Source organism: Hyalangium ruber (assembly GCF_034259325.1).
Lineage (GTDB): Bacteria > Myxococcota > Myxococcia > Myxococcales > Myxococcaceae > Hyalangium_A > Hyalangium_A rubrum.
The window spans coordinates 331,712-357,265 of sequence record NZ_JAXIVS010000009.1 but is presented as its reverse complement, the minus strand read 5'-3'; the positions used below and the strand labels follow the sequence as shown (position 1 = coordinate 357,265).

Sequence of the window (25,554 nt, the reverse complement as noted above, 5' to 3'; positions counted from 1 at the left end):
ATTCATCCGAGCTGTGCCTGGAGGAGCAGGTCCTCCCCCAGCTGCTCGAAGGTGGCATTCTTGAGGGTGAGCGCTTCGGCCATCACCTTCACCCCCAGGTCACCCGCCCAGGAGAGCCCCTGGCTGCCGATGAGCTTGGGAGCCAGGAAGAGCGCCAGCTCGTCCGCCAGCCTGTCACGCAGGAAGGAGCCGTACATCTCCGCCCCGCCCTCCACCAGCACGTGGTTGAGGCCTTCCTGGGCGAGGCGGGTCAGCAGGGCCTTCAAGTCCACCCGCCCGCGCTTCTCGCGCACCTGCCACACCTCCACGCCCAGCGCGGTGAAGCGGCGGGCCTTGCGGCCCGAGGGGTCCTCCAGCGTGGCCAGCACGGTGCGCGCCGCCGAACGCTGGGTGAACACGGTGTGGGTGGCCTTGAGGCTCAGGCGCGAGTCCACCACCACGCGCACCGGGTCCTTGCCTCCGCCGCCGGGCAGGCGCGTGGTGAGCTTCGGGTTGTCCTTGCGCACGGTGTTGGAGCCCACCAGGAGCACATCCACCCGGTCGCGCAGCCGGTGTACCCACGCGCGCGCCACCTCGCCCGTCACCCAGCGAGAGTCTCCGGTGGCCGTCGCCAGCTTGCCGTCCAGCGTCACCGCCGCCTTGAGCGTCACGTACGGCAGGCGCGTGCGGATGACCTTGAAGAAGGGCCGGTTGAGCCTGTCGGCCTCCGCCTGGAGGACACCGGTGAGCACCTCCACCCCCGCCCGCCGCAGCCGGGTGATGCCCTTGCCGTTCACCTTGGGGTTGGGATCCGCGGATGCGGATATGACCCGACGCACCCCCGCCTCGATGATGGCCTGGCTGCACGGGGGCGTACGCCCGTAGTGGTCACACGGCTCCAGCGTCGTGTAGAGGTCCGCGCCGCGCGCCCGAGGGCCCGCGGCCTCCAGCGCCACCACCTCCGCGTGCGCCGTGCCCGCCTTCTGATGATAGCCGCGCGCGATGATGCGCCCGCCCTTCACCAACACCGCGCCTACCGCCGGGTTGGGGCTGGTGCGCCCCAGGCCCTTGGAGGCCTCCTCCAGGGCGATGCGCATGAAGAACTCGGCCACCGCCCGGTCGAAGTCCGCCGCCCGCTTCGCCCGAGGCGCTCCGCGCGCCTTCAGCCGCGCTCGCGTCAACAGCCTCATGACGGCTGGCCGCCCTTGCCGGGCAGCGGCTTGGGACGGCCCTCCTTGGACTGGTCCGCCAGTTCCTTCAGCTCGTTCATGAACTCGGCGATGTCGCGGAAGCTCCGGTACACCGAGGCGAAGCGCACGTAGGCCACTTCGTCCAGCGCCTGCAGCCGCCGCATCACCTCTTCGCCGATGACGTTGGAGGGCACTTCCTTCTCGCCCATGCCCTGCAGCAGCCGCTCGATGGCGCCCACCGTCTGCTCGAGCTGATCGGCCGACACCGGCCGCTTCTCACAGGCCTTCTTCAGGCCGTTGACGATCTTCTCCCGATCGAAGGCCTCGCGCCGCCCGTCCTTCTTCACGATGAGCGGGTAGAGCTCCTCCACTCGCTCGTACGTGGTGAAGCGACGCTTGCACTGCAGACACTCGCGGCGCCGGCGGATGACCGAGCCCTCATGCGACTCACGCGAGTCGATGACCTTGTTCTCGGTGTCCTGGCAGAAGGGGCAGCGCATCCGGAGGGCGAAGCGGGAAAGGTTTACTTCAGTCGCGAGGCGTACAGCGGGAAGGACTTCGTCAGCTCCTTCACCTTGCCATGAATGCGCGCCAGCTGCGCGTCATCCGAAGCATGGTCCAGGGCCTCGCCGAGGAGCTGGCCGACGATGGCCATCTCCGCCTCCTTCATGCCGCGCGAGGTAATCGCGGGGGTGCCCACCCGGACGCCGGAGGTGACCATCGGCTTCTCCGGGTCGAACGGGATCATGTTCTTGTTCACCGTGAAGCCCGCCTTGCCCAGCACCTCCTCGGCCACCTTGCCGGTGAGCTTCTTGGGCCGCAGGTCCACCAGCATCAGGTGGTTGTCGGTGCCGCCCGAGCACAGCCGCAGGCCGGCCCGCTGCAGCGCCTCGGCCAGCGCCTTGGCGTTGGCGACGATCTGCCGCTGGTACGTCTTGAACTCGGGGCTGAGCGCTTCCTTGAAGGCCACCGCCTTGGCCGCGATGACGTGCATCAGCGGACCGCCCTGGATGCCGGGAAAGATCTGGCTGTTGAGCGTCTTGAAAAACGGCTCCTTGCACAGCACCAGGCCACCGCGCGGCCCGCGCAGCGTCTTGTGGGTGGTGGAGGTGACGAACTCCGCCAGCGGCACCGGCGAGGGGTGTACCCCCGCGGCCACCAGGCCGGCGATGTGCGCCATGTCCACCATCATCGCCGCACCCACGCTGTCGGCGATCTCGCGGAACTTCGCGAAGTCGAGCGTGCGCGGGTAGGCGCTTGCGCCCACGACGATGACCTTGGGCTTGTGCTCCTTGGCCAGGGCGGACACCTGGGCGAAGTCGATCGTCTCCGTGTCGCGGGTGAGCCCGTAGTGGACCACCTTGTAGAGCTTGCCGGAGAAGTTGAAGGCGGCGCCGTGGGTGAGGTGGCCGCCCGAGTTGAGGTCCAGCGACAGCAGCGTGTCACCGGGCTTCATCAGCGCCATGTAGGCGGCCATGTTGGCCTGGCTGCCGGAGTGGGCCTGCACGTTGGCGGCCTCGGCGCCGAACAGCTCCTTCACGCGGTTGATGGCCAGCGTCTCGGCCACGTCCACCACCTCGCAGCCGCCGTAGTAGCGCTTGCCGGGGTAGCCCTCCGCGTACTTGTTCGTCAGCGTGGAGCCCATGGCCTCCATCACCGCCGGGCTGACGAAGTTCTCCGAGGCGATGAGCTCGATGCCCTCCTCCTGGCGCTGCGTCTCCTGGCGGACGACCTGGGCGATCTCGGGATCGACCTCGGCGAGCGTGCGGATGTTCTCCATGAGTCCCTCGGAAGCTGGCTGCGGGCCCCCACCGGGAGGCTCTGACTGGAAGACTGGAACGCCGGCCGGCGCCGGCACAAGCGCGCCTCAGCCCTCTAATTCGGCCTCGCGGATCTTCTGCACGCGTTTCTCGTGTCGGCCGCCCTCGAACGGCGTGGCCAGGAAGGCCTCGAGGATGCTCCGGCCCACCCCGGCCCCCACCACCCGCTGGCCGACACACAGCACATTGGCGTCGTTGTGCGCACGCGCCATCCGGGCCTCGAACTCGGTGGTGCAGAGCGCCGCACGCACGCCCCGGTGCTTGTTGGCCACGATGCTCATGCCGATGCCCGTGCCGCACACGAGCACCCCCAGGGTGTACTCGCCCTTGGCCACGGCGCGGGCCACCTTCGTCGCGAAGTCCGGGTAGTCCACGGAGTCGCGCGAGGTGGGCCCCACGTCATCAAAGTCCACGCCGCGCTCGCGCAGCGCGGAGACGAGCTCCTGGCGCAGCTCGAGGCCCGCATGGTCGGACGCGAGGATGATCTTCACGCGGGCTCCCTCCGTGGGACGAGACACCCTCACCCCGCCCTCTCCCGAGCGGAGAGGGACCGGGGGTACGGGCTACTTGAAGCGACGGAACAGCAGCACCGCGTTGGTGCCGCCGAAGCCGAACGAGTTGCTCATCGCCGCGTCGATGCGAACCTCACGCGCCTGGTTGGGCACGTAGTCCAGATCGCACTCCGGATCGGGCGTGGTGTAGTTGATGGTCGGCGGCAGCACGCCGCGCAGCAGCGCCAGCACGCTGACGACCGCCTCGGCGCCACCGGCCGCGCCGAGCATGTGCCCGGTCATCGACTTGGTGGAGGAGATGGACACCTTGCGGGCGTGCGCGCCGAAGACCGTCTTGATGGCCTTCGTCTCGTTGGCGTCGTTGTACGGCGTGGAGGTGCCGTGCGCGTTGATGTAGCCCACCTCCTCGGGGTTCATCCCCGCGGAGGCGAGCGCCAGACGCATGCACCGGGCGGCACCCTCGCCCTCGGGGGCCGGCGCCGTCACGTGGTTGGCGTCCGAGTTGGCCCCATAGCCCACCAGCTCGGCCAGGATGTTGGCGCCGCGCTTCTTGGCGTGCTCCAGCTCCTCGAGGATGACGATGCCCGCGCCCTCGCCCATGACGAAGCCATCCCGCTCCTTGTCGAACGGGCGGCTGGCGCCGGAGGGGTTGTCATTGCGGCTGGACAGCGCCTTCATCACCGAGAAGCCACCCATGCCCAACGGGGTGATGGGAGCCTCGGCGCCACCGGCGATGACCGCGTCCGTCTCACCCAGGCGGATGGACTTCCAGGCCTCGCCAATGGCGTGGGCGCTGGTGGCGCAGGCCGACACCGGAGACCAGTTCGGTCCCTTGGCGCCGTAGCGGATGGAGACCAGGCCGGCCGCCATGTTGATGATCATCTGGATGATGAAGAAGGGCGAGAGGCGATCGAAGCCCTTCTCCAGCCCCTTCTTGTGCTGCTCCTCGAGCGAGGCGATGCCACCGATGCCCGAGCCGACGATGACCCCCACGCGCTCATTCGCGTAGCCGTGCGGCTTGTCGGCGCCGATGGGCAACCCGCTCTCGCGCATGGCCATCTCCGCGGCGGCCACCGCGTACTGCGAGAACAGGTCCATCCGGCGCACTTCGCGCTTGTCGACGAACTGCTCGGCCTCGAAGTCCTTCACCTCGCCCGCGAAGCGCGTGTCGAGCTTCGCGACCTCGAAGCGCGTGATGGGCGCGATTCCCGACTTGCCGGCGAGCATCGCCTGCCAGTTCTTCTCGGTCCCGGTGCCCAGGGCCGTAATCAACCCGGTACCCGTGATGACGACTCGACGGTTCGACACGATCTTCTCCAACGCGGTGCGCGGCTACGACGAAAAGCGCGGCCATGGAACGCTGGAAGCCAGCGTCCCTCCGACCCAGCGGCCGCGCCTGCTGCCTACTTCTTGTGGGTGTTGATGTAGTTGATGGCGTCGCCGACGGTCTTGATGTTCTCGGCCTCCTCGTCGGGGATCTCGACCTCGAACTCCTCCTCCATCGCCATCACGAGCTCCACGATATCGAGGCTGTCGGCGCCAAGGTCCTCGATGAAGGAGGCCTCGGGCCGGATCTCCTCATCGCTCACGCCAAGCTGGTCGGCGATGATGGACTTGACCTTGGATTCGATGGCTTGCGTCGACATAGGTTTCAAACCCTCCAGGAACCATGTAGGGGCTCGGCATACTTCCCGAGCACAGTAAAAAGCGGGCGCGGTATATCCCACGCCCGCCAGCAATCCAACCGTGGGCTACATGTACATGCCGCCATTCACCTTCAGAACTTCTCCGGTGATGTAGGTAGCCGCATCGCTGGCCAGGAAAACCACGGCGTTGGCGACTTCTTCCGGATTGCCGAGCCGCGCCAGGGGAATGCTCTCGACCATCTTCTTGCGCATGTCCTCGGGGATCTGCGCCGTCATGTCCGTGCCGATGAAACCGGGGGACACGGCGTTGACGCGGATGTTGCGGCTGGCCAGCTCCTTGGCCACCGACTTGGTCAAGCCGATGAGGCCCGCCTTGGAGGCGGAGTAGGCCGCCTGGCCCCCGTTGCCCGACTCCCCGACGATCGAGGTGAGGTTGATGATGGCCCCGCCCCGCTGCTTCATCATCGGGCGGCTGGCGGCGCGGATGAGGGCAAAGGCGCCCTTCAGGTTGGTGTCCATCTGCTTGTCCCAGTCCTCGTCCTTCACGCGCATGACGAGGCCGTCCACCGCCACGCCCGCGTTGTTGACGAGCACGTCCAGCCGGCCGTGCGTCTTGACGACATGCTCCACGGTGCTGGCGCACGCGGCGGTGTCCGACACGTCGAACTTGAGCGACTCGCCCTTGGCGCCGGCCGCCTGGATGAGCCCCAGCGTCTCCTGAGCCGCCGCCTCGTTGCCCGCGTAGCTGATGACCACCGTGGCCGCGCCCGCCTTGGCGAACGCCACCGCGCACGCCCGGCCGATGCCGCGCGAACCACCCGTGACCAGCACCACCTTGTCCTTGAACCCGTTCATGCTGCCCCCAGCGCCGCAAGCGTCTTCTCGAGGCTCGCGGAATCCTCGACGTTGAACGTCTCGATGTCCTTGCTGATGCGCTTGACGAGGCCCGCCAGCACCTTGCCCGGCCCCAGCTCCACCACGCGGGTGACGCCCTCGGCCTTGAGCGCCTCCACGCACTCGATCCAGCGCACCGGCGCGCTCACCTGCTCCAGCAGCAGCGGCACCACGCGCGACGCGTCGCTGTTGGGCTTCGCCTCCACGTTGGTGACCACCGGGACGCGGGGCGCGGACACCTGCACCTTGCCGAGCACCTCGGCCAGCCGCGGCTTCACCGGATCCATCAGCGAGCAGTGGAACGGAGCGGACACCGGCAGGGGCATGACGCGCTTGGCGCCCGCCTCCTTGAGCTTCGCCTCGGCGCGAGCCACCGCGGCGGCGTGCCCGGCGATGACCGTCTGCTCGGGCGAGTTGTAGTTGGCAGGCGAGAGCACCTCGCCCTGGGCCGCCGCGTCACAGGCGGCCTTCACCTTCTCGGGCTCCAGGCCCAGCACCGCCGCCATGGCGCCCACCCCGGCGGGCACCGCCTCCTGCATGAAGGTGCCGCGCGCGCGCACTGCCCGGACCGCGTCCTCCAGCGACAGCGAGCCAGCGGCCACCAGCGCCGAGTACTCGCCCAGCGAGTGCCCCGCGACGAAGGCCGGAGCCGGCCCGCGGTTGGCGAACACGGCGTACACCGCCAGGGAGACGGTGAGGATGGCCGGCTGGGTGTTGGCGGTGAGCTTGAGCTGGTCCTCGGGGCCCTCGAAGCAGAGGGTGGACAGCTTGTCTCCCAGGGCCGCATCCGCCGACTCGAACACGGCGCGGGCCTCGGGGAACTTCTCCAGCAGATCCTTCCCCATGCCGACCTTCTGGCTGCCCTGCCCGGGGAAGACGAACGCGATCTTCGACATGTGTGACGACTCCCTCCCTGACGACCCCACGACTACCACCGTACCACTGCGCTCCCCCACGTCATGCCGGCCCCGATGGCCAGCATCGCGACGAGGTCTCCACGCTTGATGCGCCCGGCGCGGCAGGCCTCATCCAGCGACATGGGCAGCGACGCGGCCGACGTGTTGCCGTATTTGTCGAGGTTGATCCAGCACTTCTCGACGGGCACCTCCAGCCGCTGCATCACCGCCTCCAGGATTCGCATGTTCGCCTGGTGTGCGATGACGTGGTCCACCTGGGCTGGCACCAGGCCACAGGAGGCCAGGGCCTCCTGCGTGGTGTCGGACAGCGCGCGCACCGCGCACTTGAAGACCTCGCGCCCGTTCATGGTCAGCTTGTGGCGCTGGGTGCGCAGCGTCTCCTCGGTCACCGGCTCCTTCGAGCCGCCGGCCGGCACGGCGAGGATCTCCGCCAGCGCGCCGTCGGTGCGCAGGTGGGTGGAGAGGATGCCCCGCTGAGGATCCTCGGAGGGCGCCAGCACCATCGCGCCCGCTCCGTCTCCGAAGAGCACGCACGTGTTGCGGTCCTTCCAGTTGACGATGCGGGTGAACAGGTCCGCGCCGATGACGAGCGCCCGCTTCACCCGCCCGGTGCGGATGAACTGCTCGGCCACGGACATGGCATAGAGCGCGCCCGCGCAGGCGGCCGCCACATCGAAGGCGAAGGCGTTCTTCGCGCCCAGTTTCGCCTGCACGAAGGCAGCGCAGGAGGGCATGGGCATGTCCGCCGTGATGGTGCCCACGACGATCAGATCTACCTCTTCGGGGCGCGTGCCGGACAGGGCCAGGGCCTCGCGGGCGGCGGCGACCGCCATGTCACTCGTCGCCTCACCCGGCGCGGCCTGCCGCCGCTCCTTGATGCCGGTCCGCTCGGTAATCCACTCGTCGGAGGTGTCGACGACCTTCTCGAGGTCCTTGTTGGTGATGACCTGAGAGGGAGCGTAGGAACCGGTTCCAATGATCTGAGCAAGGGTCACAAAGAACTCCCAAAGTGTCCGTCTGAACCCCAACGCTCCGGGCGCGCTCTCTAATCGGACAAAGTGCCCTGTGTCGCTCTTTTTCCTCTCTGCCGTGCAGGCAGCCAGGCGCGCGCCCGCTCAATGCAGCGCGTCAACTCGGTCTGCAGTCCTGCTTGAGCCATCTGCAGCGCGGCCCCCAAAGCGGACTGGATGGCGCGCGGACTGCTGCGCCCATGGGCGACGATGCCCACGCCTTGAATGCCGAGCAGGGGCGCGCCGCCATACTCGGCATAGTCCACCACGCGCTTCAGTCCCGCGAGCGTGGGCTGGAGCAGCAACGCTCCGAGCTTCTCGGGCAGCCCCCCGCGCTTCTCGATGGCCGATCGCAGCAGACCCGCCACACCCATGGCCGCGCCCTCGGAGGCCTTCAGGACGATGTTGCCGGTGAAGCCGTCGGTGACGACGACATCCACCTCGCCGGAGAAGATGTCCTTGCCCTCGACGTAGCCCGAGAAGGCCAGGTCTGACCGGCGCAGCAGCGCGGAAGCCTCGCGGGTGAGCACGGTACCCTTGGAGGGCTCCTCTCCATTGGACAGCACGGCGATGCGGGGGCGGGAGATTCCCAGGCGGGCGCGCACGTAGGCCTCGCCGAGCACGGCGAACTGCGCCAGATGCACGGGCTTGCAGTCCACGTTGGCGCCGGCATCCAGGAGCAGGCAGCGCCCGCCCCCTCGAAGGGCCGGAAAGAGCGTGGCGATGGCGGGACGGTCGACGCCCGGCAGGCGGCCGAGCACGAGCAGGGCTCCCGCCATGACGGCGCCAGAGTTTCCCGCCGACACGAGGGCAGACGCCTCCCCAGCCCGGACGAGCTCGAAGCCCACCTGGAGGGAAGAGTCCTTCTTGCGCCGGAAGGCGGAAGGGCTGTCGTCCATCTCCACCACCTGGGAGGCGTGGTGGAGGTGGAGGTTACCGGGCGCGCCAGTGCGCGGCAGGTGCGTGCGCACGCGCAACGAGTCGCCCACGAGCACGACTTCGTGCTCTGGGTGCTCGCGCGCGAAGAGCACGCCTCCCTCGACAGCGGCGGCGGGGGCGTGATCGCCACCCATCGCATCGAGGACGAGCCGCACCGGTCGGGCGCCTCAGCTATTCGGTAGCGACAACCTCACGCCCACCATACGTACCGCAGGCGGCGCAGGCGCGGTGCGGCAGCACCGGCTCCTTGCACTTGGGGCACTTGATGACCTGCACGGCCGACCGCAGGTTGTTGTTGGCCGCGCGACGGCGGTCACGGCGCATCTTCGACGTCCGCTTCTTGGGAACTCCCACGACTCACCTCTAGTTCAGCTTGATGTTCATCAGCGGCGCGAGCCGAGGGTCGATGACCTTCTGCTCGCAGCCACACTGCTTCTCGTTGAGGTTCTGGCCGCACTGCGCACAGAGCCCCTTGCAGTCCTCACGACAGACCGCGCTCATCGGCAGGGCGAGCAATACCTGCTCACGCACGATCGGATCCAGATCGATCGTCTTGCCGTCGAAAATCACCTCGTCCGCATCCTCCAACCCGAAGGAGCCAGCGCTCTCGCCCTGGTTGCGGTCGTCTCCTGCTTCGTCCGCGCCATCCACATCCTCGCCCCGGGCCAGCGACTCGGGCACCAGGTTGAGGGTGAAGGCCACCGGCAGGTCCTGCTGCACGTCCTGCAGGCAGCGCTTGCAGGGGGCGGCCACATGGGCGGTGAACTGCCCGTTCAGCAGCACCCCACCGCTTACCTTCTTGAAGGAAGCGCGGAGCGTCGAAGGCCGGGTCGGACGGAAACCGGTATCCTGGCCGGCGCCGCCCATGACCTCCTGGAGCACCTCCAGGCCGATGGGCTCGTCGAGCTGCAGCCCCTTGTCCTGAATTTGTTCAATCTTTACGAGCATCTACAAAGCGTCCCGGCAAAAGGGCGCGCAACATAGAGGGGGGATCCCCAAAAGTCAACGCGCCGTCGTTCATGAAACCACGGCAGATGTCACCTGGCCGTGACCGGCCCGGAGGCTCCAAGCCGTGGATCCTTTCAATAACGCTCTGGTACCGTCCGCGTAATGCACGGTTGGTGGTTGCGAGGGGTAGTCAGCATCCTGGCGGGCGGGCTCCTGGCGGCCAGCCCGGCCTGGGCTCGACCCGTCTTCCCAGAGCCCCTGCGCTTCCAGCTCGGGCCCACCCACGCGGAGATCTCCCGCGCCCAGGAGCAGATTGAACAGGGTGACTTCGAGGAGGCGGTGAAGACCCTCCAGGCCGGCTTGAACGCGCCGGACGTCACGGACGATCAGCTGGTGGAGCTCTACCGCCTGCTGGGGCTGGCCTCCCTGTACCTGGGGGACGAGGCGCAGGCCCGCGAGGCCTACGAGCGGCTGCTCCAGGCGCGGCCCGACTTCGAGCTGCCCCGGAACGCGCCCCCGAAGCTGCGCTCCTTATATGCGCGCATCAAGGAGGACATCAAAAGCCGGCGCGTGCGCCCGGTGACGCTCCAGGTGGACCCCATCCCGGATCCCGAGGGCGGCGAGCCCGTGGTGGTGGAGGCGCGCATCGAGGACATGGCCCTGGGCGCCAAGGCGAAGCTCTTCTACCGGCGAGCCGGTGACGAGGCCTTCAGCTCGGTGGACTTCGCTCGCCAGCGCGGCAGCAAGGAGAACTACCAGGCCACCCTGCCCGCCTATGAGCTCCCCGCCGAGGCCACTCCTTATGAGGTGGAGTACTACTTCGAGGTGGCAGACGCGGCGCAGCGGCGCCTCGCGGGTCGGGGAGACTCCTTCCACCCGCTCGTCTTCCAGGTGGCCTCCCACAAGGCGGCGGGCCAGTCCGCGACGGCGGGCAACGGCCGGGCCTGGTACAAGAGCCCCTGGCTCTGGGTGGCCGTGGGGGCGGTGGTCGTCGGAGGCACCGCCACCGCTGTGGCTCTGAGCTCCTCCGAGGAGCGAGGACGCGTGCCCATCACCATCCGTGTCAACCCGTCCACCCCATGAGCCCGCGCCCGCTCCCCCTTGCCTTGCTGGCCCTCCTGGTCTCCGCCGGATGCGGCGAGCCTCCCTCCAACGCAGGCAACTTCGGCGTGGAGCTGCTCATGGACCAGGCCGTGGCCGGGCAGATCTCCGTCTTCCAGCTCGTGGTGCTCCCAGACGGCAAGCAGCGCGACTGCACGGCGCTCCAGAGGACGTGCCTGCGGCAGCAGGTGAAGCAGGCGGAGGCCCTGGTGCTCAAGTCCGACAAGGACGAGGGGCGCGCGCTGCGCTTCCCCGTCAACCTGACCGGCAGCGGCGTCAGCACCCAGGACGTCTCCATCGAGGTGCCGGTGGGCCGGGACTATGCGCTCATCATCGAGGCGATCTCAGGCGATACCCCGCCGCGCTTCCTCGGCAGCGTCTGCCACTACCTGCCCGAGGTGAACGCGAGCCGCAACGAGACGGTCCTTCCCGCGCCCATGACGCTGAACTCCGTGGACTGCGATCCCACCTTCGATTCCTGAGGCTCCGGCCAGGGCCCGGCCCCCGAGCCTCCGAGCGAGCCCGGGTGGGGTGTGGGTTTCACCTCGCTGTCACAATTGAATCTGCTACTGGTGCTCCGCCAGAGGAGGCCGTCACCCGGCTTCAAGAGGCGGAGGACGCAATGGCGCGCATCCTGATCATCGAGGACGAGCAGGACCTCGCCGGGCTCGTCGAGTACAACCTTCGCGCCGCGGGGTTCGAGACGGAGACGGCGAACACCGGCGCGGGAGGGCTGGCCAAGGCCCGTGCCCGGCCTCCGGACCTCGTGCTGCTGGACCTGATGTTGCCGGACGTGGCCGGCAGCGAGGTGCTGCGGATGCTGAAGAACGACACCGAGCTGCGCAAGGCGCCGGTGGTCATCGTCAGCGCCAAGGGCCAGGAGTCCGATCGCATCCAGGGCCTGGAGATGGGCGCGGATGACTATGTGGTGAAGCCCTTCTCGGTCCGCGAGCTGATGCTGCGCGTCAAGGCGGTGCTGCGGCGCTCGGACGCGGACGAGGGAACCGCCACCCAGCTCGCCGCCGGGGACATCCAACTCGACACCTCGCGCCACCAGGTGCGCGTCAAGGGCGAGGAGGTGCTTCTCACCGCGCTGGAGTTCCGCCTGCTGCACACGCTGATGGAGCGTGGCGGCCGGGTGCAGACGCGCGAGGTCCTCCTGTCGGATGTGTGGGGCATCCAGGCGGAGATCCACACGCGCACGGTGGACACGCACATCAAACGCCTGAGGGAGAAGCTGGGTCCGGCGGGCGACATCATCGAGACGGTGCGCGGCGTGGGCTACAAGCTCAACTCCCCGTAAGGCCTCTGGCGCCATGCCCCTGCGCATCCTCCTCCTGCCGCTCCTGCTGCCCGCGGCCGTGGTCCTGGTGCTCCTGGCCATGCTGGGAGAGCTGGGCAACGCGCTCGCGGCAGCGGCCGTCACCCTGGCCGGCTCGGCGATCGCGCTCGCGGTCAGCCGGGAGAGCGTCCAGCGCCAGCTCCACTCCCTGGCGCTGAAGACGCGAGGCCGAGCCAACGGCCTGGCCGCGCCTTCCGCCGAGCCCGACGCGCTGGACGAGGTGATCACCCTGGAAGGAGCCATCGACTCGCTCCACGCCCGGCTCTCCGCGCAGAACGCCCAGCTCACCCAGGAGGCGCGCACCCTCACCGCCGTGCTGGACGGAATGATCGAGGGCATCTGGGTCACCGACGCCGAGGGGACGGTGGTGCGCCACAATGATGCCTTGCGCGAGATGCTGCGGCCCGGCAGCGGTGGAATCGCCGGCCAGCGCCCGCTCGCCCTCATCCGCAATGAGTCCCTCCATGAAGCGGTGATGCGCGCCTGCCGCGAGGGGGCCTCGTCCCGCCTGGAGCTGACCCTGGAGGGACTCTTCCCCCGCACGCTCGCGATCCGGGTGACGCCGCTGGGAAGGGACCTGCCGGGCAGCGCCGCCGTCTTCCACGACGTCACCGAGCTGCGGCGGCTGGAGAAGGTGCGAAAGGACTTCGTGGCCAACGTCTCCCACGAGCTGCGCACGCCCATCACCGCCATCCGCGGCTATGCGGAGACGCTCCAGAGCGGCGCCCTGCAGGAGCCGCAGGTGGCCCCCAAGATGGTGGAGATCATCCACCGTCAGTCCGAGCGCCTCTCCGAGCTCGTCGAGGACCTGCTGGAGCTGTCCCGGCTGGAGTCGCGCGAGGTGCAGCTCAAGTTCGCCCCCGTGCCGCTGGCGGTGGCGGCCTCGCGGGCGGCCGAGACGGTCAAGCCCAAGGCGGGGGGCAAGGACATCCACCTGGAGCTCCACGTCCCCACTGGGCTCACGGCGCGCGGAGATGAGCGGGCGATCGAGCAGGTGCTCCTCAACCTGCTGGACAACGCGGTGAAGTACACCCCGGCTGGAGGGCGAGTGGACGTGTTTGGCGTGCTGGAGGACGGGCGCTGCGTGGTACGGGTCAAGGACACCGGCGTGGGCATCGAACCCAAGCACTTGTCCCGTATTTTCGAGCGTTTCTACCGGGTGGACAAAGGTCGCAGCCGGGACATGGGGGGTACGGGGCTGGGGCTGTCCATCGTCAAGCACCTCTTGGGGGCCATGGGGGGCGAGGTGAAGGTGGAGAGCCAGCCCAATGTAGGCAGCGTGTTCGCGATTTTTCTACCAGTGGCTCCCCCGGAAGCCTCATCCAGGTAGGATGGAAGGACCATGCGGGTCGCTATCCTCGCGGACATCCACGGCAATCTTCCTGCCTGCGAGGCGGTCCTCGAGGACATCGAGAGGATGGCGCCCGATTACATCGTCGCCGCCGGGGACCTGGCGCTGCGCGGAGCCCATCCGCGCGAAACGGTGGAGCTGCTGGCCGATCGCTGTGACGCGCTGTTGATGGGCAACACGGACTGTTACCTCGCGGGTAACTACCTGGGTGGGGCGTACCGTGAGCGCGACCACTGGAAGACGGAGCTGCTGCGCTGGACGCGGGATCAGCTCGGCGAGGCCCACCTCAAGACGCTGGGCGCCCTGCCCTTCTCGGTGCGCTACTCGCCGCGCAAGGGGCAGGACCTGTTCGTCTGCCACGCGAACCCGAAGAACCTCGAGGAGTCGCTGGACCCGACGCTGGACGAGATGTCGGTGCGCCGCTTCTTCATGCACCTGGACGCGGCGGCCTGCGCCTTCGGGCACCTGCACTTCCCCTACCGCCGCCGCGTGGGCCGCATGCTGATCGCCGACGTGGCCAGCGCCGGCATTCCCCGCGACGGGGACCTGCGCCCGGCCTACGGCATCTTCACCTACACCCCCAAGGGCTGGCGCGTGCAGATCCGCCGGGTGCGCTACCCGGTGCGCAAGGCCACCCAGGCGCTCACCGCGCGCAAGGTGCCCGGGGGTCCCATCCTCATCCACAAGCTGGTGGAGGCGCGCTACCGCCACCACCACGCGCTGCTGGAGGCCGCGCGCCGCCACTCGGGCCTGCCGCCTCCGGGCCCGGTGCTGCGCCCGCCCCCGGGAGCGCCTCCGCGTCCCGCTCCCGTGTCGGACGAGCTGCCCGTGGTGGACGCCGAGCCACCCGTTCCGCGCGCCGATGAGGCGGAGGCAGCCGCTCTGCGCCAGGAAGCGGTGGAGGCCGGCGAGCTCCGTCACGTTCCGGAGCCGGAGCTGCCCGACGAGCCCGCCATGGCCTCGGCGCCGCTCGGTGCCGTGAGCGATCTGGACGGCTGACGCCCGCGCGCGTCACGGGCGTGCAACACGCGCGCCCAACCTCGCGAAATCCGAGCGCAACGAACGTCACGCAGTTGTTTCCGCTGCGTCACGCCGCTGCAAACGGACGCGAGGAGATTACGCGCCGCCATGTCCCACGTCCTCATCGTTGATGACGAGCGCGATCTCGCCGAACTCATCGACTTCAATCTCCAGGCAGCCGGCTTCTCCACCCGCGTGGCCGTCACGGGCGTGGCAGCACTCACGGCCGCGCGCGAGCAGCGCCCCGAGCTCGTGCTGCTCGATCTGATGTTGCCCGACATGCCCGGCACGGAGGTGTGCAAGCAGCTGCGCTCGAGCGCGCTCACCCGGGATGTTCTCATCGTCATGCTCACCGCCAAGGGTGAGGAGGCAGACCGGGTGCGCGGCTTCGAGGTGGGCGCGGATGACTACGTCACCAAGCCCTTCAGCGTCCGCGAGCTGGTGCTGCGCCTCAAGGCCATCCTGCGCCGCAGCGGCCCGTCTCGGGAAGACTCCGCGGCGCACGTGCTCGGTCCCCTCAAGCTCGACGTGGGCGCGCACCGCTTCTACGTGGACAACAAGGAGGTGACCCTCACCGCGCTCGAGTTCCGCTTGTTGGAGTACCTGATGACGCGGGTGGGGCGAGTGTCGACCCGCGAGCAGCTCCTGGAGGAGGTGTGGGGACTGTCCAGCAGCTTGGAGACGCGCACCATCGACACGCACGTGATGCGGCTGCGCGACAAGCTCGGGCTGGCGCGCGCCTACCTCGAGACGGTTCGTGGCGTTGGCTATCGCATTGTCGATCCCAACGCGTCTTGAAGCCCGTCACCTACTTGTTACAGCCGGGTAATGAAGCGGCCACAGAGGCCCCGTAGATCGCCACGCCAGTTCCACACTGGAGCTTCAAAAACGTGACCAAGAATCTTCTCGTTGCCCTGCTGACTCTGGCCTCCGGCGCCGCACGGGCCCAGGCAGCGGAGCCGCAACCCGCCGCGACTCCTCCGGCGGAGACTTCCCCAGCCCAGCCCTCTGAGGCCCCCCCGGCGCCGACCGAGGCCGCTCCGACCGAGACCGCCGCCACGCCTTCCATCGAAGAGCGGCTCACCACGGACGAGGGAAAGGTCGCCGCGCTCGAGGAGCAGAACATCGAGACGAAGAGCGACCTGTCTTTGCTCAAGAAGCTGAAGATCTCCGGCTACGTCCAGAGCCGCTACCAGTACCAGCAGCCGGACGAGGACGAGGCCAACCCGGGCGTGCATCTCAACGACGGCTTCAGCCGCTTCACCGTCCGCCGCGGCCGCATCAAGACCACCTACAACGGCGACATGGGCCTGCTGATGCTGCAGGTGGACATCATCCCCACGGCCGTGGCGCTCCGCGACGCCGAGGCGACGCTCTACATCCCCGGTACCAAGCAGAACCTTTCGGTCACCCTCGGCCAGATGAAGCTGCCGTTCGGCTACGAGGCGCCGCAGTCCTCCAGCGATCGTGAGTTCCCCGAGCGCACCCGCGTCGTGGGGGCCTACCTGCCCGGCGAGCGGGATCGGGGCCTGAGGTTCAACGGCAAGTTCGGGGTGATGCGGGTAGCCGCGGGCTTCTTCGACGGCAACGGCATCAGTAACTCGAATTTCTTCGGCGTGGACAACGACAAGGAGAAGGACTTCGTCGGCCGCCTGGGCTTCGACTTGAAGTGGATCTCCGGCGGCGTCTCTGGCTGGAAGGGCACGACGCTCGGCAAACGCACCACCGGCCCCAACCCAGATGCCTTCCGCACCGCCTACGATCGCGACCGCGTCGGCGCGGATCTTCAGGTCTACCTGGACCTGCTGCCGCTGGGTGGCACCGCCCTCAAGGGCGAGTTCATCGGTGGCACGGCCTATCAGCGCAACAACGTCGAGCAGCTAGGCATCGCGGGGCACGGCTATTACGCGCTCCTCGTCCAGAACATCGGCATCCATGACATCCTGGCCCTGCGCTACGAGTACTTCGATGGCCAGAACGGCCTCGACGCCATCGAGAGCGGCAGCCGGCTGGGCACCAACAACGCCATCGGCACGCTCGGCATCGCGGCCATCCACAACTTCGGCGAGACCATCGAGCTCACTGCCGCCTACGAGCTGTCGATGACCGAGACCGTCAACGGCGGCACCGCCAAGGACCCGTCCGACAACCTGTTCACCCTGCAGTTGCAGGCCCGCTACTAGCCCTTACCGCATCTCTCAGGAGAGCCATCCACCATGAACAAGCTTCTCGCGTCGTTCCTCGCCGTCTTCCTGCTGGCGCTCCCGCTGGCGGCCCAGGCGGGCAACGTCACCATCAAGGGTTCGGACACCATGGTCATCCTCGGCCAGCGCTGGGCCGAGGAGTACATGAAGAAGAACGCCAGCACGAAGATCCAGGTCACGGGCGGCGGCTCGGGCACGGGCCTGGCCGCGCTCATCAACGGCACCACGGACATCGCCATGTCCAGCCGCCCCATCAAGGATGCGGAGACCGAGAAGCTGCGCGGCCGCTTCAACACCACGGGCGCGGAGATCTCCGTCGCGAAGGACGGCGTCACCTTCTACGTCCACGAGAAGAACCCGCTCTCGTCTCTGACCCTGGAGCAGCTCAAGGGCATCTACCTGGGCGACATCACCAACTGGAAGGAAGTGGGCGGGCCGGATGCCCCCATCGTCGTCTACTCGCGTGAGAACTCCTCGGGCACCTATGTGTTCGTGAAGGACAACCTGCTCGGCGGTGAGGACTACACCCCCAACGCCCAGACGCTGCCGGGCACGGCGGCGGTGGTGAACGCGGTGTCCAAGGAGAAGAACGGCATCGGCTACGGCGGCGCTGCCTACGCCAAGGGCATCAAGGAGCTGAAGATCAAGGCGGGCTCGGAGGAGGTGACCCCCAGCGCCGAGAACATCAAGAGCGGCAAGTACCCGCTCTCGCGCGACCTGTATTTCTACCTGCGCGGCAAGCCCACCGGAGAGGTCAAGGCGTTCATCGACTTCGCGCTGTCGCCCGAGGGACAGCAGATCGTGAACAAGGTTGGCTACTTCCCGGTGAAGTAGCGCCGTCACACGAATGTCACGCGAGGCGCTGGGACAAGATGGATAGAGAGGCCGTCATGGAGCAGGGTCTCGCGCAAACGGTGGTCGTGGCGCCGCAGCTGTCCGCCGCGGCCCGACGTCGGCAACTGCGGGAGAAGGTCATCGCGGGCATCGTCACCCTGATGGCCTTCACCGGCATCGCCGCGCTGGTGTTGATCATCGTCTTCATCGCGAAGGAGGCGCTGGAGCTCTTCCTGGACGCCCACGCCCGCGAGGAGGCGAGCCTCGCGAAGATGTTCACAACCCAGCCCACGCGAGCGGGCAAGCCACCGGCCTTCATCTGGCAGCCGGTGTCCAATGTGCCGAAGGTGAGCATGATCCCGCTCTTCATCGGCACGTTGAAGACGACGGTGGTCTCCATGCTGGTGGCGGTGCCGGTGGGCGTGGCGGGCGCGCTGTTCGCGGCGGAGTTCGCTCCGCGCAGGCTCCGGGAGCTGCTCAAGCCCGTCATCGAGCTGCTGGCGGGCATCCCGTCGGTGGTGCTCGGCTTCTTCGCGCTGATGGTGCTGGCCACCTTCCTTCAAGACACGTTCGGTCTGACCTACCGGCTCAACGCGGTGGTGGCGGGCCTGGGGCTGGCGCTGGCGATCGTCCCGGTCATCTTCACCGTGTCCGAGGACGCGCTCACCGCGGTGCCTCGTAGCTATCGAGAGGCCTCGCTGGCACTGGGCGCCACCCCGTGGGAGACGGCCTGGAAGGTGGTGCTGCCGGCGGCGGCCCCGGGCATCCTCGCCGCGTGCGTGCTGGGCTTCGGCCGAGCCATCGGCGAGACGATGATCGTCCTGATGGCCTCGGGTAACGCGGCCATCGTCTCCGCCAGCCTGGGCGACTCGGTGCGCTCGCTGTCGGCGACCATCGCGGCGGAGATGGGCGAGGTGGTGGTGGGCAGCCCGCACTACTCGCTGCTGTTCTTCATCGGCGTGGAGCTGTTCGTCTTCACCTTCATCCTGAACATGGTGGCGTCCGTCTGGACGAAGAAGGTGCTCAAGCGGCTGACCGGAGGTGCCTCGTGAAGCACGCCACGCGCCGCACGCTGGGCGCCGCGCTCACCTCTCTCACGGGACTGGCCGCGCTGCTCATCGTGGCGATGCTCGCCGTCATCCTGCTGGATGTGGTGCGCGGCGGCATCGGCCATGTGAGCTGGGAGTTCCTCTCTCAGCCGCCCTCCGACGGCATGATGGCCGGCGGCATCTTCCCCGCCCTCTACGGTACGGCGGCGCTGACGCTGCTGATGACCCTCGCGGTGATGCCGGTGGGCGTGCTCACGGCCGTCTACCTGCACGAGTACGCCCCGCCTCACTCGCGACTGGCGAGCTGGGTGCGCGTGGCGGTCGTCAACCTGGCGGGCGTGCCTTCCATCGTCTTTGGCCTCTTTGGCCTGGGCTTCTTCATCCACTTCGTCGGCGGCGGCCTGGACCGGGCACTCGGCTACGAGGAGCTGCACTGGGCTCAGCCCGGCATCCTCTGGGCCTCGCTCACGCTGGCGGTGCTGACGCTGCCGGTGGTCATCGTCTCCACCGAGGAGGCGCTGCGCGCGGTCCCCATGGATCACCGCACGGCCAGCCTGGCGCTGGGCGCCACCCAGTCGCAGACGCTGATGCGGGTGGTGCTCCCGGGCGCCCTGCCCGGCATCCTGACGGGCGCCGTGCTGGCCATCTCCCGCGGCGCGGGCGAGGTGGCACCCATCCTCTTCACGGGCGCGGCCTACTTCCTGCCGGATCTGCCCTCGTCGTTGAACTCGCAGTTCATGCACCTCGGCTACCACACCTACGTTCTGGCCACGCAGTCGCCCGACGTGGAGGCCACGCGCCCGCTGCTGTACGCCACGGTGCTGGTGCTGCTGCTGCTCACCTTCGCCCTCAACCTCGTCGCGGTCGTCATCCGGACCCGTACCCGCCGGCGCGCCGCGAGCGCCCACTGAGACGCCGTCCATGACCTTTCAGCCGCCCAGCCCGCGCATCAAGATGGAGTCGCGGGAACTCACCCTCCGCTACGGCACCAAGGTGGCGATCAACAAGGTGAGCCTGGCCATTCCCGAGCGTCAGGTGACCGCGCTGATCGGTCCCTCGGGGTGTGGCAAGTCCACCTTCCTGCGCTCGCTCAACCGGATGAACGATCTCATCCCCAGTTCCAACCACACCGGCACCATCCTGCTGGATGGGACGAGCATCCACGACCGGAACGTGGACGTGGTGGACCTGCGCCGACGGGTGGGCATGGTGTTCCAGAAGTCCAACCCCTTCCCGAAGACGATCTTCGAGAACGTGGCCTATGGCCTGCGCGTGGGAGGGCTGAAGGACAAAGCGGAGATGGCCGCCCGGGTGGAGAAGTCCCTGAAGGGCGCCGCGCTCTGGGACGAGGTGCAGGATCGGTTGAACGACAGTGCCCTGGGGCTATCGGGAGGACAGCAGCAGCGCCTGTGCATCGCGCGAGCGATGGCGGTGGAGCCCGAGGTGCTGCTGATGGACGAACCCGCGAGCGCCCTGGACCCGATCGCCACGGCGAAGATCGAGGAGCTCATCCACGAGCTGAAGGCGACGTACACGATCGCCATCGTCACGCACAACATGCAGCAGGCGGCGCGGGTGAGCGACCGCACGGCTTTCTTCTACATGGGTGAGCTGGTGGAATGCGGGCCCACGGAGCAGATCTTCACGAACCCGCACGAGAAGCGCACCGAGGACTACGTCACCGGGAAGTTCGGGTAGGAGCGAGGGATACGGATGCCGGCGACCCACACAGACAAGGCGTTCGAGCAGGACCTGCGCGACTTGCGCGAGAAGCTGCTGGCGATGGGGGCGAAGGTGGAGGCCCTCATCGCGGGCAGTACGCGCGCGCTCACGGAGCGGGACTCCTCGCTCGCGGAGAGCGTCATCAAGTCCGACAAGGACGTGAACCGCTTGGAGGTGGAGGTCGATGATCTCTGCCGACGCATCCTGGCGCTGCGGCAGCCCGCCGCCAGCGACCTGAGGCTCATCACCACGGCGCTGAAGATCGTCACCGACCTGGAGCGCATCGGCGATCTGGCGGTGAACATCGCCGAGCGGGCGATCGACCTGAACCAGGTGACGCCACTCGCACCCTACGTGGACACACCCAAGCTGGCGGAGCTGGCTCAGCAGCAGGTGAAGAAGGCCTTGGACTCGTTCGTGTCCAACGACGTGGCCAAGGCCGAGGAAGTGCTCAAGGGGGACGATCTCCTGGATGCCCTCTTCCTGAAGATCTTCAACGAGCTCCTCGCGTACATGATGGAGGACTCGAAGAACATCCGGCGCGCCACGGCGCTGATGTTCATCGCCAAGCACCTGGAGCGCATTGGTGACCATGCGATGAACGTGGCGGAGATGGTGGTCTACATGGTGCGGGGTAAGGACATCCGCCACCCGCTCAGCCGGAATCTTCCTCAAGAGTAGGAACGGCTGCGGCGGTTCACGCCGCTGTCACCCCGTTTTCCCGCGGCTGCCTCCGGGCGGTCGCGGGGCTGACGCCGGGCCTCTCTAGCGTGCTGGACACGTCGCGCGATGCACGCGCGCCGCTCCGGAGCCCACGCATGAGTGTTGCCTCCTTCGCCCTGCTCGCCGCCGCCTGTGTCGGACTCGTCGCCCTGGCCGTGCAGCTCGTCCAGGTGCTGCGCCACCGCCGGGAGCAGCCCCTCCCCCACCCCGCGATGGGGGTACGGCCGGGCATCTCCATCCTCAAGCCGCTGTGTGGCGTGGATGACGACTTGGAGGCCAACCTGGAGCAGTTCGCCTCGTTGGGCTACCCGAACTACGAGGTGCTTCTGGGCGTGAAGGAGATGACGGATCCGGCCTACGCGGTGGCGCGAGCGGCGGTGACGCGCTGGCCCCAGGTGATGCGGCTGGTACTGCAGGAGGGCGAGCCGGGCCTCAACCCCAAGGTGAACCAGCTCATCACCTTGGCGGACGCTGCGCGCCATGACGTGTGGGTCATCAGCGACTCGAACGTGCGCGTGGCGCCGGGCTACCTGGACGAGATCGCCGAGGGCTTCGCGGACCCGACGGTGGGCTGCGTGACGCACCCGATCGGGGGCATCGGCGAGCGAACGCTGGGCTCGCTGCTGGACAACCTCCACCTGGCCTCGAGCGCGGCAGCGGGGGTGATCGCCGCCAAGCGTCTGGCGGGCCAGGACATCGTCGTGGGCAAGTCCATGGCGCTGCGGAGAGAGGACGTGGAGGCGCTGGGAGGCTTCTTCTCCGTGAAGGACGTGCTCGCCGAGGACTTCGTGATCGGCCAGTGGATGACGCGCAAGCTGGGCAAGCGCGTGGTGGTGGCCCGGACACCGGTGTTCAACGTGTCGCTGAGGAAGCGCGTGGGAGACTTCTTCAAGCGCTACGTGCGCTGGGGCGTCATCCACCACACCTCGGTGGGCACGCCCACGTACCTGGCGCAGGGGCTGCTCAACCCGGCGCCGCTGGCCCTGCTGGGCGCGTTGCTGGACCCCACGGCACCGGCCTTCGCCGCGGTGGCGGGAGTGACAGCGGCGAAGGCCTTGATGGACGTAGCGGTGTTCCGCGTGCTGCGCCTGGAGCCTGTCTCCTGGCAGGCGGTGCCCGCGGTGCTCCTCAAGGACGCCCTGCTCTTCGCCGCATGGTGCAACGGCCTGTTCAGCCGGACGGTGGACTGGCGAGGGAACCGGCTGAAGGTGCTCCCTGGCACGCGCTTGGCGCCGGTGGAGACACCCGCTCCCGCCGAACTCACGCCCAGCAAGACTGGCCCGCGCGAAGAGCTGCTCGCGGGATAGCCCGCCTCCCAGCAGCCAAGAGGCCTGCCCCTTGCCTCGCCTGCCAACCGTGGGGTGCCAGCCCTCTCGCTCTCCAGGCCAGCGGACGCCACTTCCGGGAAGGATGGTGGGATGAGCCCTCGGAGTTGTCACGAAGTCAGGGGAGGATCTTTGAGTCGACCGATAACGGATGGTGTACGCAAAGTCCTGGTCGTAGATGACGATGCGGACTGGCGAGAGTTCCTGAGGCTCTGCCTGGAAGATCTCGGCTACGAAGCCATTGAGGCGGCCGATGGCCAGGAGGCCCTGGACTGGCTCGAGCGGGGTCGGTACGGCGTGATGCTTCTGGATCTGAACATGCCGGGAATGAGCGGGCTGGAGGTCGCCGAGCGGATGCCGCGCAACGGCTCGCCGCGCATCGTGTTCCTCACCTCAGCGGCGGCCCAGGATGTGGGCAGCGCATTGATGTCGGGGCCTCACTACTACCTGCCCAAGGGAGCGAGCCGCGACCAACTGTCGCTCCTCTTGCAGTCCCTGGAGGCCTGAAGTCGCCTGGTCGTGGGTCGTGGGATTGCGTGCTTGCGTCGGCAGGGGAAGTCGGCTACTTGTCCCCCCGCTGTAGGCATGATGCGCGATTAGCTCAGCTGGATAGAGCGTTGGCCTCCGGAGCCAAAGGCCACAGGTTCGAATCCTGTATCGCGCGCACGTGCAAAGGCCCGGAATCGCTGGGGAAACCCCCTTCGGTTCCGGGCCTTTCTTTTGGGCCCTCGCTCCCCCGTCTAGAGCCGCTGGGCAGCCCGAGGGGCCGCCGGGTGTTGGTCATGCACGAGCCGGGGATCGAACCCGGTGAGGGGTGATGGAAAACCCTTTGGCAGGACGCGCAGTTACCCGCCATCCCCCTCAAATCACTCTGGCTCGTCATCCCGCCCCGTCCCGTGCTGTCCCCTCTGGTTCCGCCTCAATCCGCGCTGGAGGGGCACATACGGGTCACATGGAAGCCGCCAGTTCTTGGAGCTTTCGGTCGACCGGTCTCGCCACGAGGAGGTCGCCAGCGTCCAGCCCCCCTTCCTGCGTGCGCCGGTACTGACGTCGGTCTTGAGGGGACTTCCAGTGTGATGAAGGGACTACCCTACGTGGCTCGGGCTGAGAGCGTCACGAGCTGGCGGCCCCTGATTCGAGGTCGACATCAGCCAAGCAGCCGGTGCTGCACCTGCTGAAGAAGTGGTTGGGCACGTACCCGGCCGGAAAGCGGGCATGCTCCGTTCTGTCCAGATTGGGCCCATGCGTGTAGCATCCAGTGCCGCAATGTACGAAAGGACTCCCGGCGAGACGACCCAGGATGTTGGCCATGCGTGACCGCGACGTGCGCCAAGCCCTGACTGAGAGCCTCCAGGCTGTTCACGATGGCGATCCGGACACGCACATCCGTCAAGAGATGGGACTGGAGCACGGCCAGGTTTTCGTCGACGTGGTGGTCATCAACGGCGAACTGCACGGGTACGAGCTCAAGAGCGAGAGTGACACCCTCGACCGACTTCCCCACCAGGTTCAGGCGTACAGCTCTGTCCTCGACAAGGCCACTCTCGTCGTCGGCGCAAGCCACCTTCAAGATGCACTCACCATCATCCCCCCATGGTGGGGCGTCGAGAAGGCCGTAGCCCAGCCAGATGGTTCCGTCCTGCTCAAGCGGCACCGGAAGGCGCGTGCCAATCCACAGCAGCAGCCTCTCGCGGTGGCCAAGCTCCTCTGGCGCGACGAGGTCCTGGAGGTGCTGGAGGCACTCGGAGTCGCAACGGGGCTACGCAGCAAACCGCGCAAGGTGCTGTACGAGCGGCTCGTCGGGGTACTTCCACCCGATTCTCTTCGGGCGGAGGTGCGCCGCCGGCTCAAGTCCCGCGTCGGGTGGTGAGCTGCCGCAGGACGTGGGCGACATGGTGGCTCGTAGCAACCTTGCGCCACGTGGATTGGCTGCCAGGCGTCTCGGCGCCCCCGGCACAGTTGAAGATGTACTCGTCCCCCCAGCAGAACCCCCGCCCGGCGTAGCACTCCTGACTCCTGATGTGATTGGCGAGCTCGTGGTACTGCTCGTACCCGTGCTGCTTGAGGCCGAGCCCTCTGAGCACCAGCCAGTGATCATCCGCGGTGTAACGGATGTTGGCACTGCCCATGTGAATGGTCGCCTCAGGGGTGGCCGGCTCTGTGTACTGAACCGAGTAGTCCCCGTAGACGGGCAGCCGCACCAACGCCTCCGCCTTGCTGACGATGGATTTCCACAGGAGCCAGTCCGCGCGTGGCACCTTCTCCATGCCGTCAATGTGGCTGATCTTCTGTGGGAAGGCGCCTGAAGCGAGAGTGATCGTGCGCCACTTCTTCACGTGAGGAAGCGTAGCCAGGACACCGATGATGCTCTTGGAGAGCATGTTGACGTCATCGGCCTGAACCTGGCCAACATCCAAGACGAGGTCTGCTGTTTCAGGCACTGCTCCGACACCCTCGAGCACTCGCTGTAGCTTCCCCTTCAAGTCATTATCGAAAAGTTCCGCCCTGCGAAGCCGGATGCACACCCCGAGTTTGTCGGCAGCCACCGCAGCCTTCACTGCCACCTGATACCCTTCTGCCCGCTCGGGGCTTGTGACGGGAACGAGTTGCGCCTCTGCCCTTCGTGCCTCCTCCATGACGTATGCGAGCGGGTGCTCGCCCGACGCCATCTTCATTGCCGGCGGAAGGTACAACCCGTCGATGAAAGCTCGTCCCTGGGCGAGGGCCTTGGCCAGATTCGGTCCGACCTTGTTCAGCACCTCCTCCAGAGTCTGCGGCCGTGTCGTCTTCTCCTTGTCCTCGACGACCCTCTTCCACCGAGGTGGGTGAATCTCCAAGAGCGGCGTCACGCGCTTCCGGTGCTCTGGAGCGAGTTCCTGTAGGGCCCCGCGCTCTCCCTGGAGGAGCTTCAGCACGGGCACATAGTGGCGGCGTTCAGACACGAGTTCCCCCCGGACGACAGCCCACATGGGCTCTGCCGCAGTCTACTCGATGAACAGCCTCCTTCTCACCAGGCCCCATCGTCTTC

The 25,554-nt window shown here is 67.7% G+C and carries 28 protein-coding genes and 1 tRNA gene; 16 read left to right on the top strand and 13 right to left on the bottom strand.

What is annotated here, in order from left to right; genetic code table 11:
- Positions 1-2: 2 nt before the first annotated feature.
- The 12 genes from ribD to SYV04_RS26260 all read right to left on the bottom strand — a co-directional run bounded on the left by ribD (position 3) and on the right by SYV04_RS26260 (position 9,855).
- On the bottom strand, positions 3-1,169 hold the full coding sequence (gene ribD, locus SYV04_RS26315) for a bifunctional diaminohydroxyphosphoribosylaminopyrimidine deaminase/5-amino-6-(5-phosphoribosylamino)uracil reductase RibD (RefSeq protein WP_321548652.1): 1,167 nt from the start codon (positions 1,167-1,169) through the stop codon (positions 3-5).
- The gene (gene nrdR, locus SYV04_RS26310) at positions 1,166-1,669 is read right to left on the bottom strand and encodes a transcriptional regulator NrdR (protein WP_321548651.1); all 504 of its coding nucleotides are present in this window, start codon (positions 1,667-1,669) and stop codon (positions 1,166-1,168) included. The genes ribD and nrdR overlap by 4 nt, the downstream gene beginning before the upstream one ends.
- A gap of 23 nt (positions 1,670-1,692) precedes the next feature.
- Positions 1,693-2,949 (bottom strand): serine hydroxymethyltransferase, encoded by a 1,257-nt coding sequence (locus SYV04_RS26305; protein WP_321548650.1) that lies wholly within the window; start codon positions 2,947-2,949, stop codon positions 1,693-1,695.
- An 87-nt stretch (positions 2,950-3,036) separates the two neighbouring features.
- Complete coding sequence (gene rpiB / locus SYV04_RS26300) at positions 3,037-3,480, bottom strand: ribose 5-phosphate isomerase B (RefSeq protein WP_321548649.1); 444 nt, start codon at positions 3,478-3,480, stop codon at positions 3,037-3,039.
- Positions 3,481-3,552: 72 nt separating this feature from the next.
- On the bottom strand, positions 3,553-4,809 hold the full coding sequence (gene fabF, locus SYV04_RS26295; protein WP_321548648.1) for a beta-ketoacyl-ACP synthase II: 1,257 nt from the start codon (positions 4,807-4,809) through the stop codon (positions 3,553-3,555).
- A 95-nt stretch (positions 4,810-4,904) separates the two neighbouring features.
- Positions 4,905-5,147, bottom strand: coding sequence for an acyl carrier protein (acpP, locus tag SYV04_RS26290; protein ID WP_321548647.1), 243 nt, complete (start codon positions 5,145-5,147; stop codon positions 4,905-4,907).
- 105 nt (positions 5,148-5,252) lie between these two features.
- Positions 5,253-6,002: a 3-oxoacyl-[acyl-carrier-protein] reductase gene (gene fabG, locus SYV04_RS26285; RefSeq protein ID WP_321548646.1), complete on the bottom strand. Its 750-nt coding sequence runs from the start codon at positions 6,000-6,002 to the stop codon at positions 5,253-5,255.
- On the bottom strand, positions 5,999-6,937 hold the full coding sequence (gene fabD, locus SYV04_RS26280; RefSeq protein WP_321548645.1) for an ACP S-malonyltransferase: 939 nt from the start codon (positions 6,935-6,937) through the stop codon (positions 5,999-6,001). Before fabD ends, fabG begins: the two co-directional genes overlap by 4 nt.
- A 32-nt stretch (positions 6,938-6,969) precedes the next feature.
- Entirely contained in the window at positions 6,970-7,953 is a 984-nt protein-coding gene (locus SYV04_RS26275; RefSeq protein ID WP_321548644.1) for a beta-ketoacyl-ACP synthase III, read from the bottom strand.
- 50 nt (positions 7,954-8,003) lie between these two features.
- Positions 8,004-9,062, bottom strand: coding sequence for a phosphate acyltransferase PlsX (gene plsX, locus SYV04_RS26270; RefSeq protein WP_321548643.1), 1,059 nt, complete (start codon positions 9,060-9,062; stop codon positions 8,004-8,006).
- 16 nt (positions 9,063-9,078) lie between these two features.
- The gene (gene rpmF / locus SYV04_RS26265) at positions 9,079-9,261 is read right to left on the bottom strand and encodes a 50S ribosomal protein L32 (protein WP_321548642.1); all 183 of its coding nucleotides are present in this window, start codon (positions 9,259-9,261) and stop codon (positions 9,079-9,081) included.
- Positions 9,262-9,270: 9 nt separating this feature from the next.
- Positions 9,271-9,855, bottom strand: a complete 585-nt coding sequence (locus tag SYV04_RS26260) for a YceD family protein (protein WP_321548641.1) — start codon at positions 9,853-9,855, stop codon at positions 9,271-9,273.
- Positions 9,856-10,032: 177 nt separating this feature from the next.
- On the opposite strand from SYV04_RS26260, the gene SYV04_RS26255 reads away from it, so the two are divergent.
- The 16 genes from SYV04_RS26255 (at position 10,033) to SYV04_RS26180 (ending at position 24,396) form a co-directional block, all read left to right on the top strand.
- The gene (locus SYV04_RS26255; RefSeq protein ID WP_321548640.1) at positions 10,033-10,938 is read left to right on the top strand and encodes a tetratricopeptide repeat protein; all 906 of its coding nucleotides are present in this window, start codon (positions 10,033-10,035) and stop codon (positions 10,936-10,938) included.
- 98 nt (positions 10,939-11,036) lie between these two features.
- On the top strand, positions 11,037-11,438 hold the full coding sequence (locus SYV04_RS26250; protein ID WP_321548639.1) for a hypothetical protein: 402 nt from the start codon (positions 11,037-11,039) through the stop codon (positions 11,436-11,438).
- 140 nt (positions 11,439-11,578) lie between these two features.
- The gene (locus tag SYV04_RS26245; protein ID WP_321548638.1) at positions 11,579-12,259 is read left to right on the top strand and encodes a winged helix-turn-helix domain-containing protein; all 681 of its coding nucleotides are present in this window, start codon (positions 11,579-11,581) and stop codon (positions 12,257-12,259) included.
- Between the two features lie 13 nt (positions 12,260-12,272).
- Complete coding sequence (locus SYV04_RS26240; RefSeq protein ID WP_321548637.1) at positions 12,273-13,628, top strand: sensor histidine kinase; 1,356 nt, start codon at positions 12,273-12,275, stop codon at positions 13,626-13,628.
- A 12-nt stretch (positions 13,629-13,640) separates the two neighbouring features.
- Entirely contained in the window at positions 13,641-14,648 is a 1,008-nt protein-coding gene (locus tag SYV04_RS26235) for a metallophosphoesterase family protein (RefSeq protein ID WP_321548636.1), read from the top strand.
- Between the two features lie 129 nt (positions 14,649-14,777).
- Entirely contained in the window at positions 14,778-15,467 is a 690-nt protein-coding gene (locus SYV04_RS26230; RefSeq protein WP_321548635.1) for a response regulator transcription factor, read from the top strand.
- A 92-nt stretch (positions 15,468-15,559) separates the two neighbouring features.
- Positions 15,560-16,852, top strand: a complete 1,293-nt coding sequence (locus SYV04_RS26225; RefSeq protein WP_321548634.1) for a porin — start codon at positions 15,560-15,562, stop codon at positions 16,850-16,852.
- Between the two features lie 33 nt (positions 16,853-16,885).
- A complete protein-coding gene (locus SYV04_RS26220) occupies positions 16,886-17,707 on the top strand; it encodes a phosphate ABC transporter substrate-binding protein (protein WP_321548633.1) in 822 nt (273 codons plus the stop codon).
- Positions 17,708-17,763: 56 nt separating this feature from the next.
- The gene (pstC, locus tag SYV04_RS26215; RefSeq protein WP_321548632.1) at positions 17,764-18,759 is read left to right on the top strand and encodes a phosphate ABC transporter permease subunit PstC; all 996 of its coding nucleotides are present in this window, start codon (positions 17,764-17,766) and stop codon (positions 18,757-18,759) included.
- On the top strand, positions 18,756-19,667 hold the full coding sequence (pstA, locus tag SYV04_RS26210) for a phosphate ABC transporter permease PstA (RefSeq protein WP_321548631.1): 912 nt from the start codon (positions 18,756-18,758) through the stop codon (positions 19,665-19,667). The genes pstC and pstA overlap by 4 nt, the downstream gene beginning before the upstream one ends.
- Before the next feature lie 43 nt (positions 19,668-19,710).
- Entirely contained in the window at positions 19,711-20,454 is a 744-nt protein-coding gene (gene pstB, locus SYV04_RS26205) for a phosphate ABC transporter ATP-binding protein PstB (protein WP_321548717.1), read from the top strand.
- Between the two features lie 15 nt (positions 20,455-20,469).
- On the top strand, positions 20,470-21,159 hold the full coding sequence (phoU, locus tag SYV04_RS26200) for a phosphate signaling complex protein PhoU (protein ID WP_321548630.1): 690 nt from the start codon (positions 20,470-20,472) through the stop codon (positions 21,157-21,159).
- A gap of 137 nt (positions 21,160-21,296) precedes the next feature.
- On the top strand, positions 21,297-22,508 hold the full coding sequence (locus SYV04_RS26195) for a ceramide glucosyltransferase (RefSeq protein ID WP_321548629.1): 1,212 nt from the start codon (positions 21,297-21,299) through the stop codon (positions 22,506-22,508).
- Between the two features lie 111 nt (positions 22,509-22,619).
- Complete coding sequence (locus tag SYV04_RS26190; protein WP_422723973.1) at positions 22,620-23,033, top strand: response regulator; 414 nt, start codon at positions 22,620-22,622, stop codon at positions 23,031-23,033.
- Between the two features lie 83 nt (positions 23,034-23,116).
- Positions 23,117-23,190: transfer RNA gene (locus SYV04_RS26185), tRNA-Arg, on the top strand.
- A 645-nt stretch (positions 23,191-23,835) separates the two neighbouring features.
- Positions 23,836-24,396: a sce7726 family protein gene (locus SYV04_RS26180; RefSeq protein WP_321548627.1), complete on the top strand. Its 561-nt coding sequence runs from the start codon at positions 23,836-23,838 to the stop codon at positions 24,394-24,396.
- Here SYV04_RS26180 and SYV04_RS26175 read toward each other — a convergent pair.
- A complete protein-coding gene (locus SYV04_RS26175; protein WP_321548626.1) occupies positions 24,374-25,495 on the bottom strand; it encodes a beta family protein in 1,122 nt (373 codons plus the stop codon). The genes SYV04_RS26180 and SYV04_RS26175 overlap by 23 nt on opposite strands.
- Positions 25,496-25,554 lie beyond the last annotated feature (59 nt).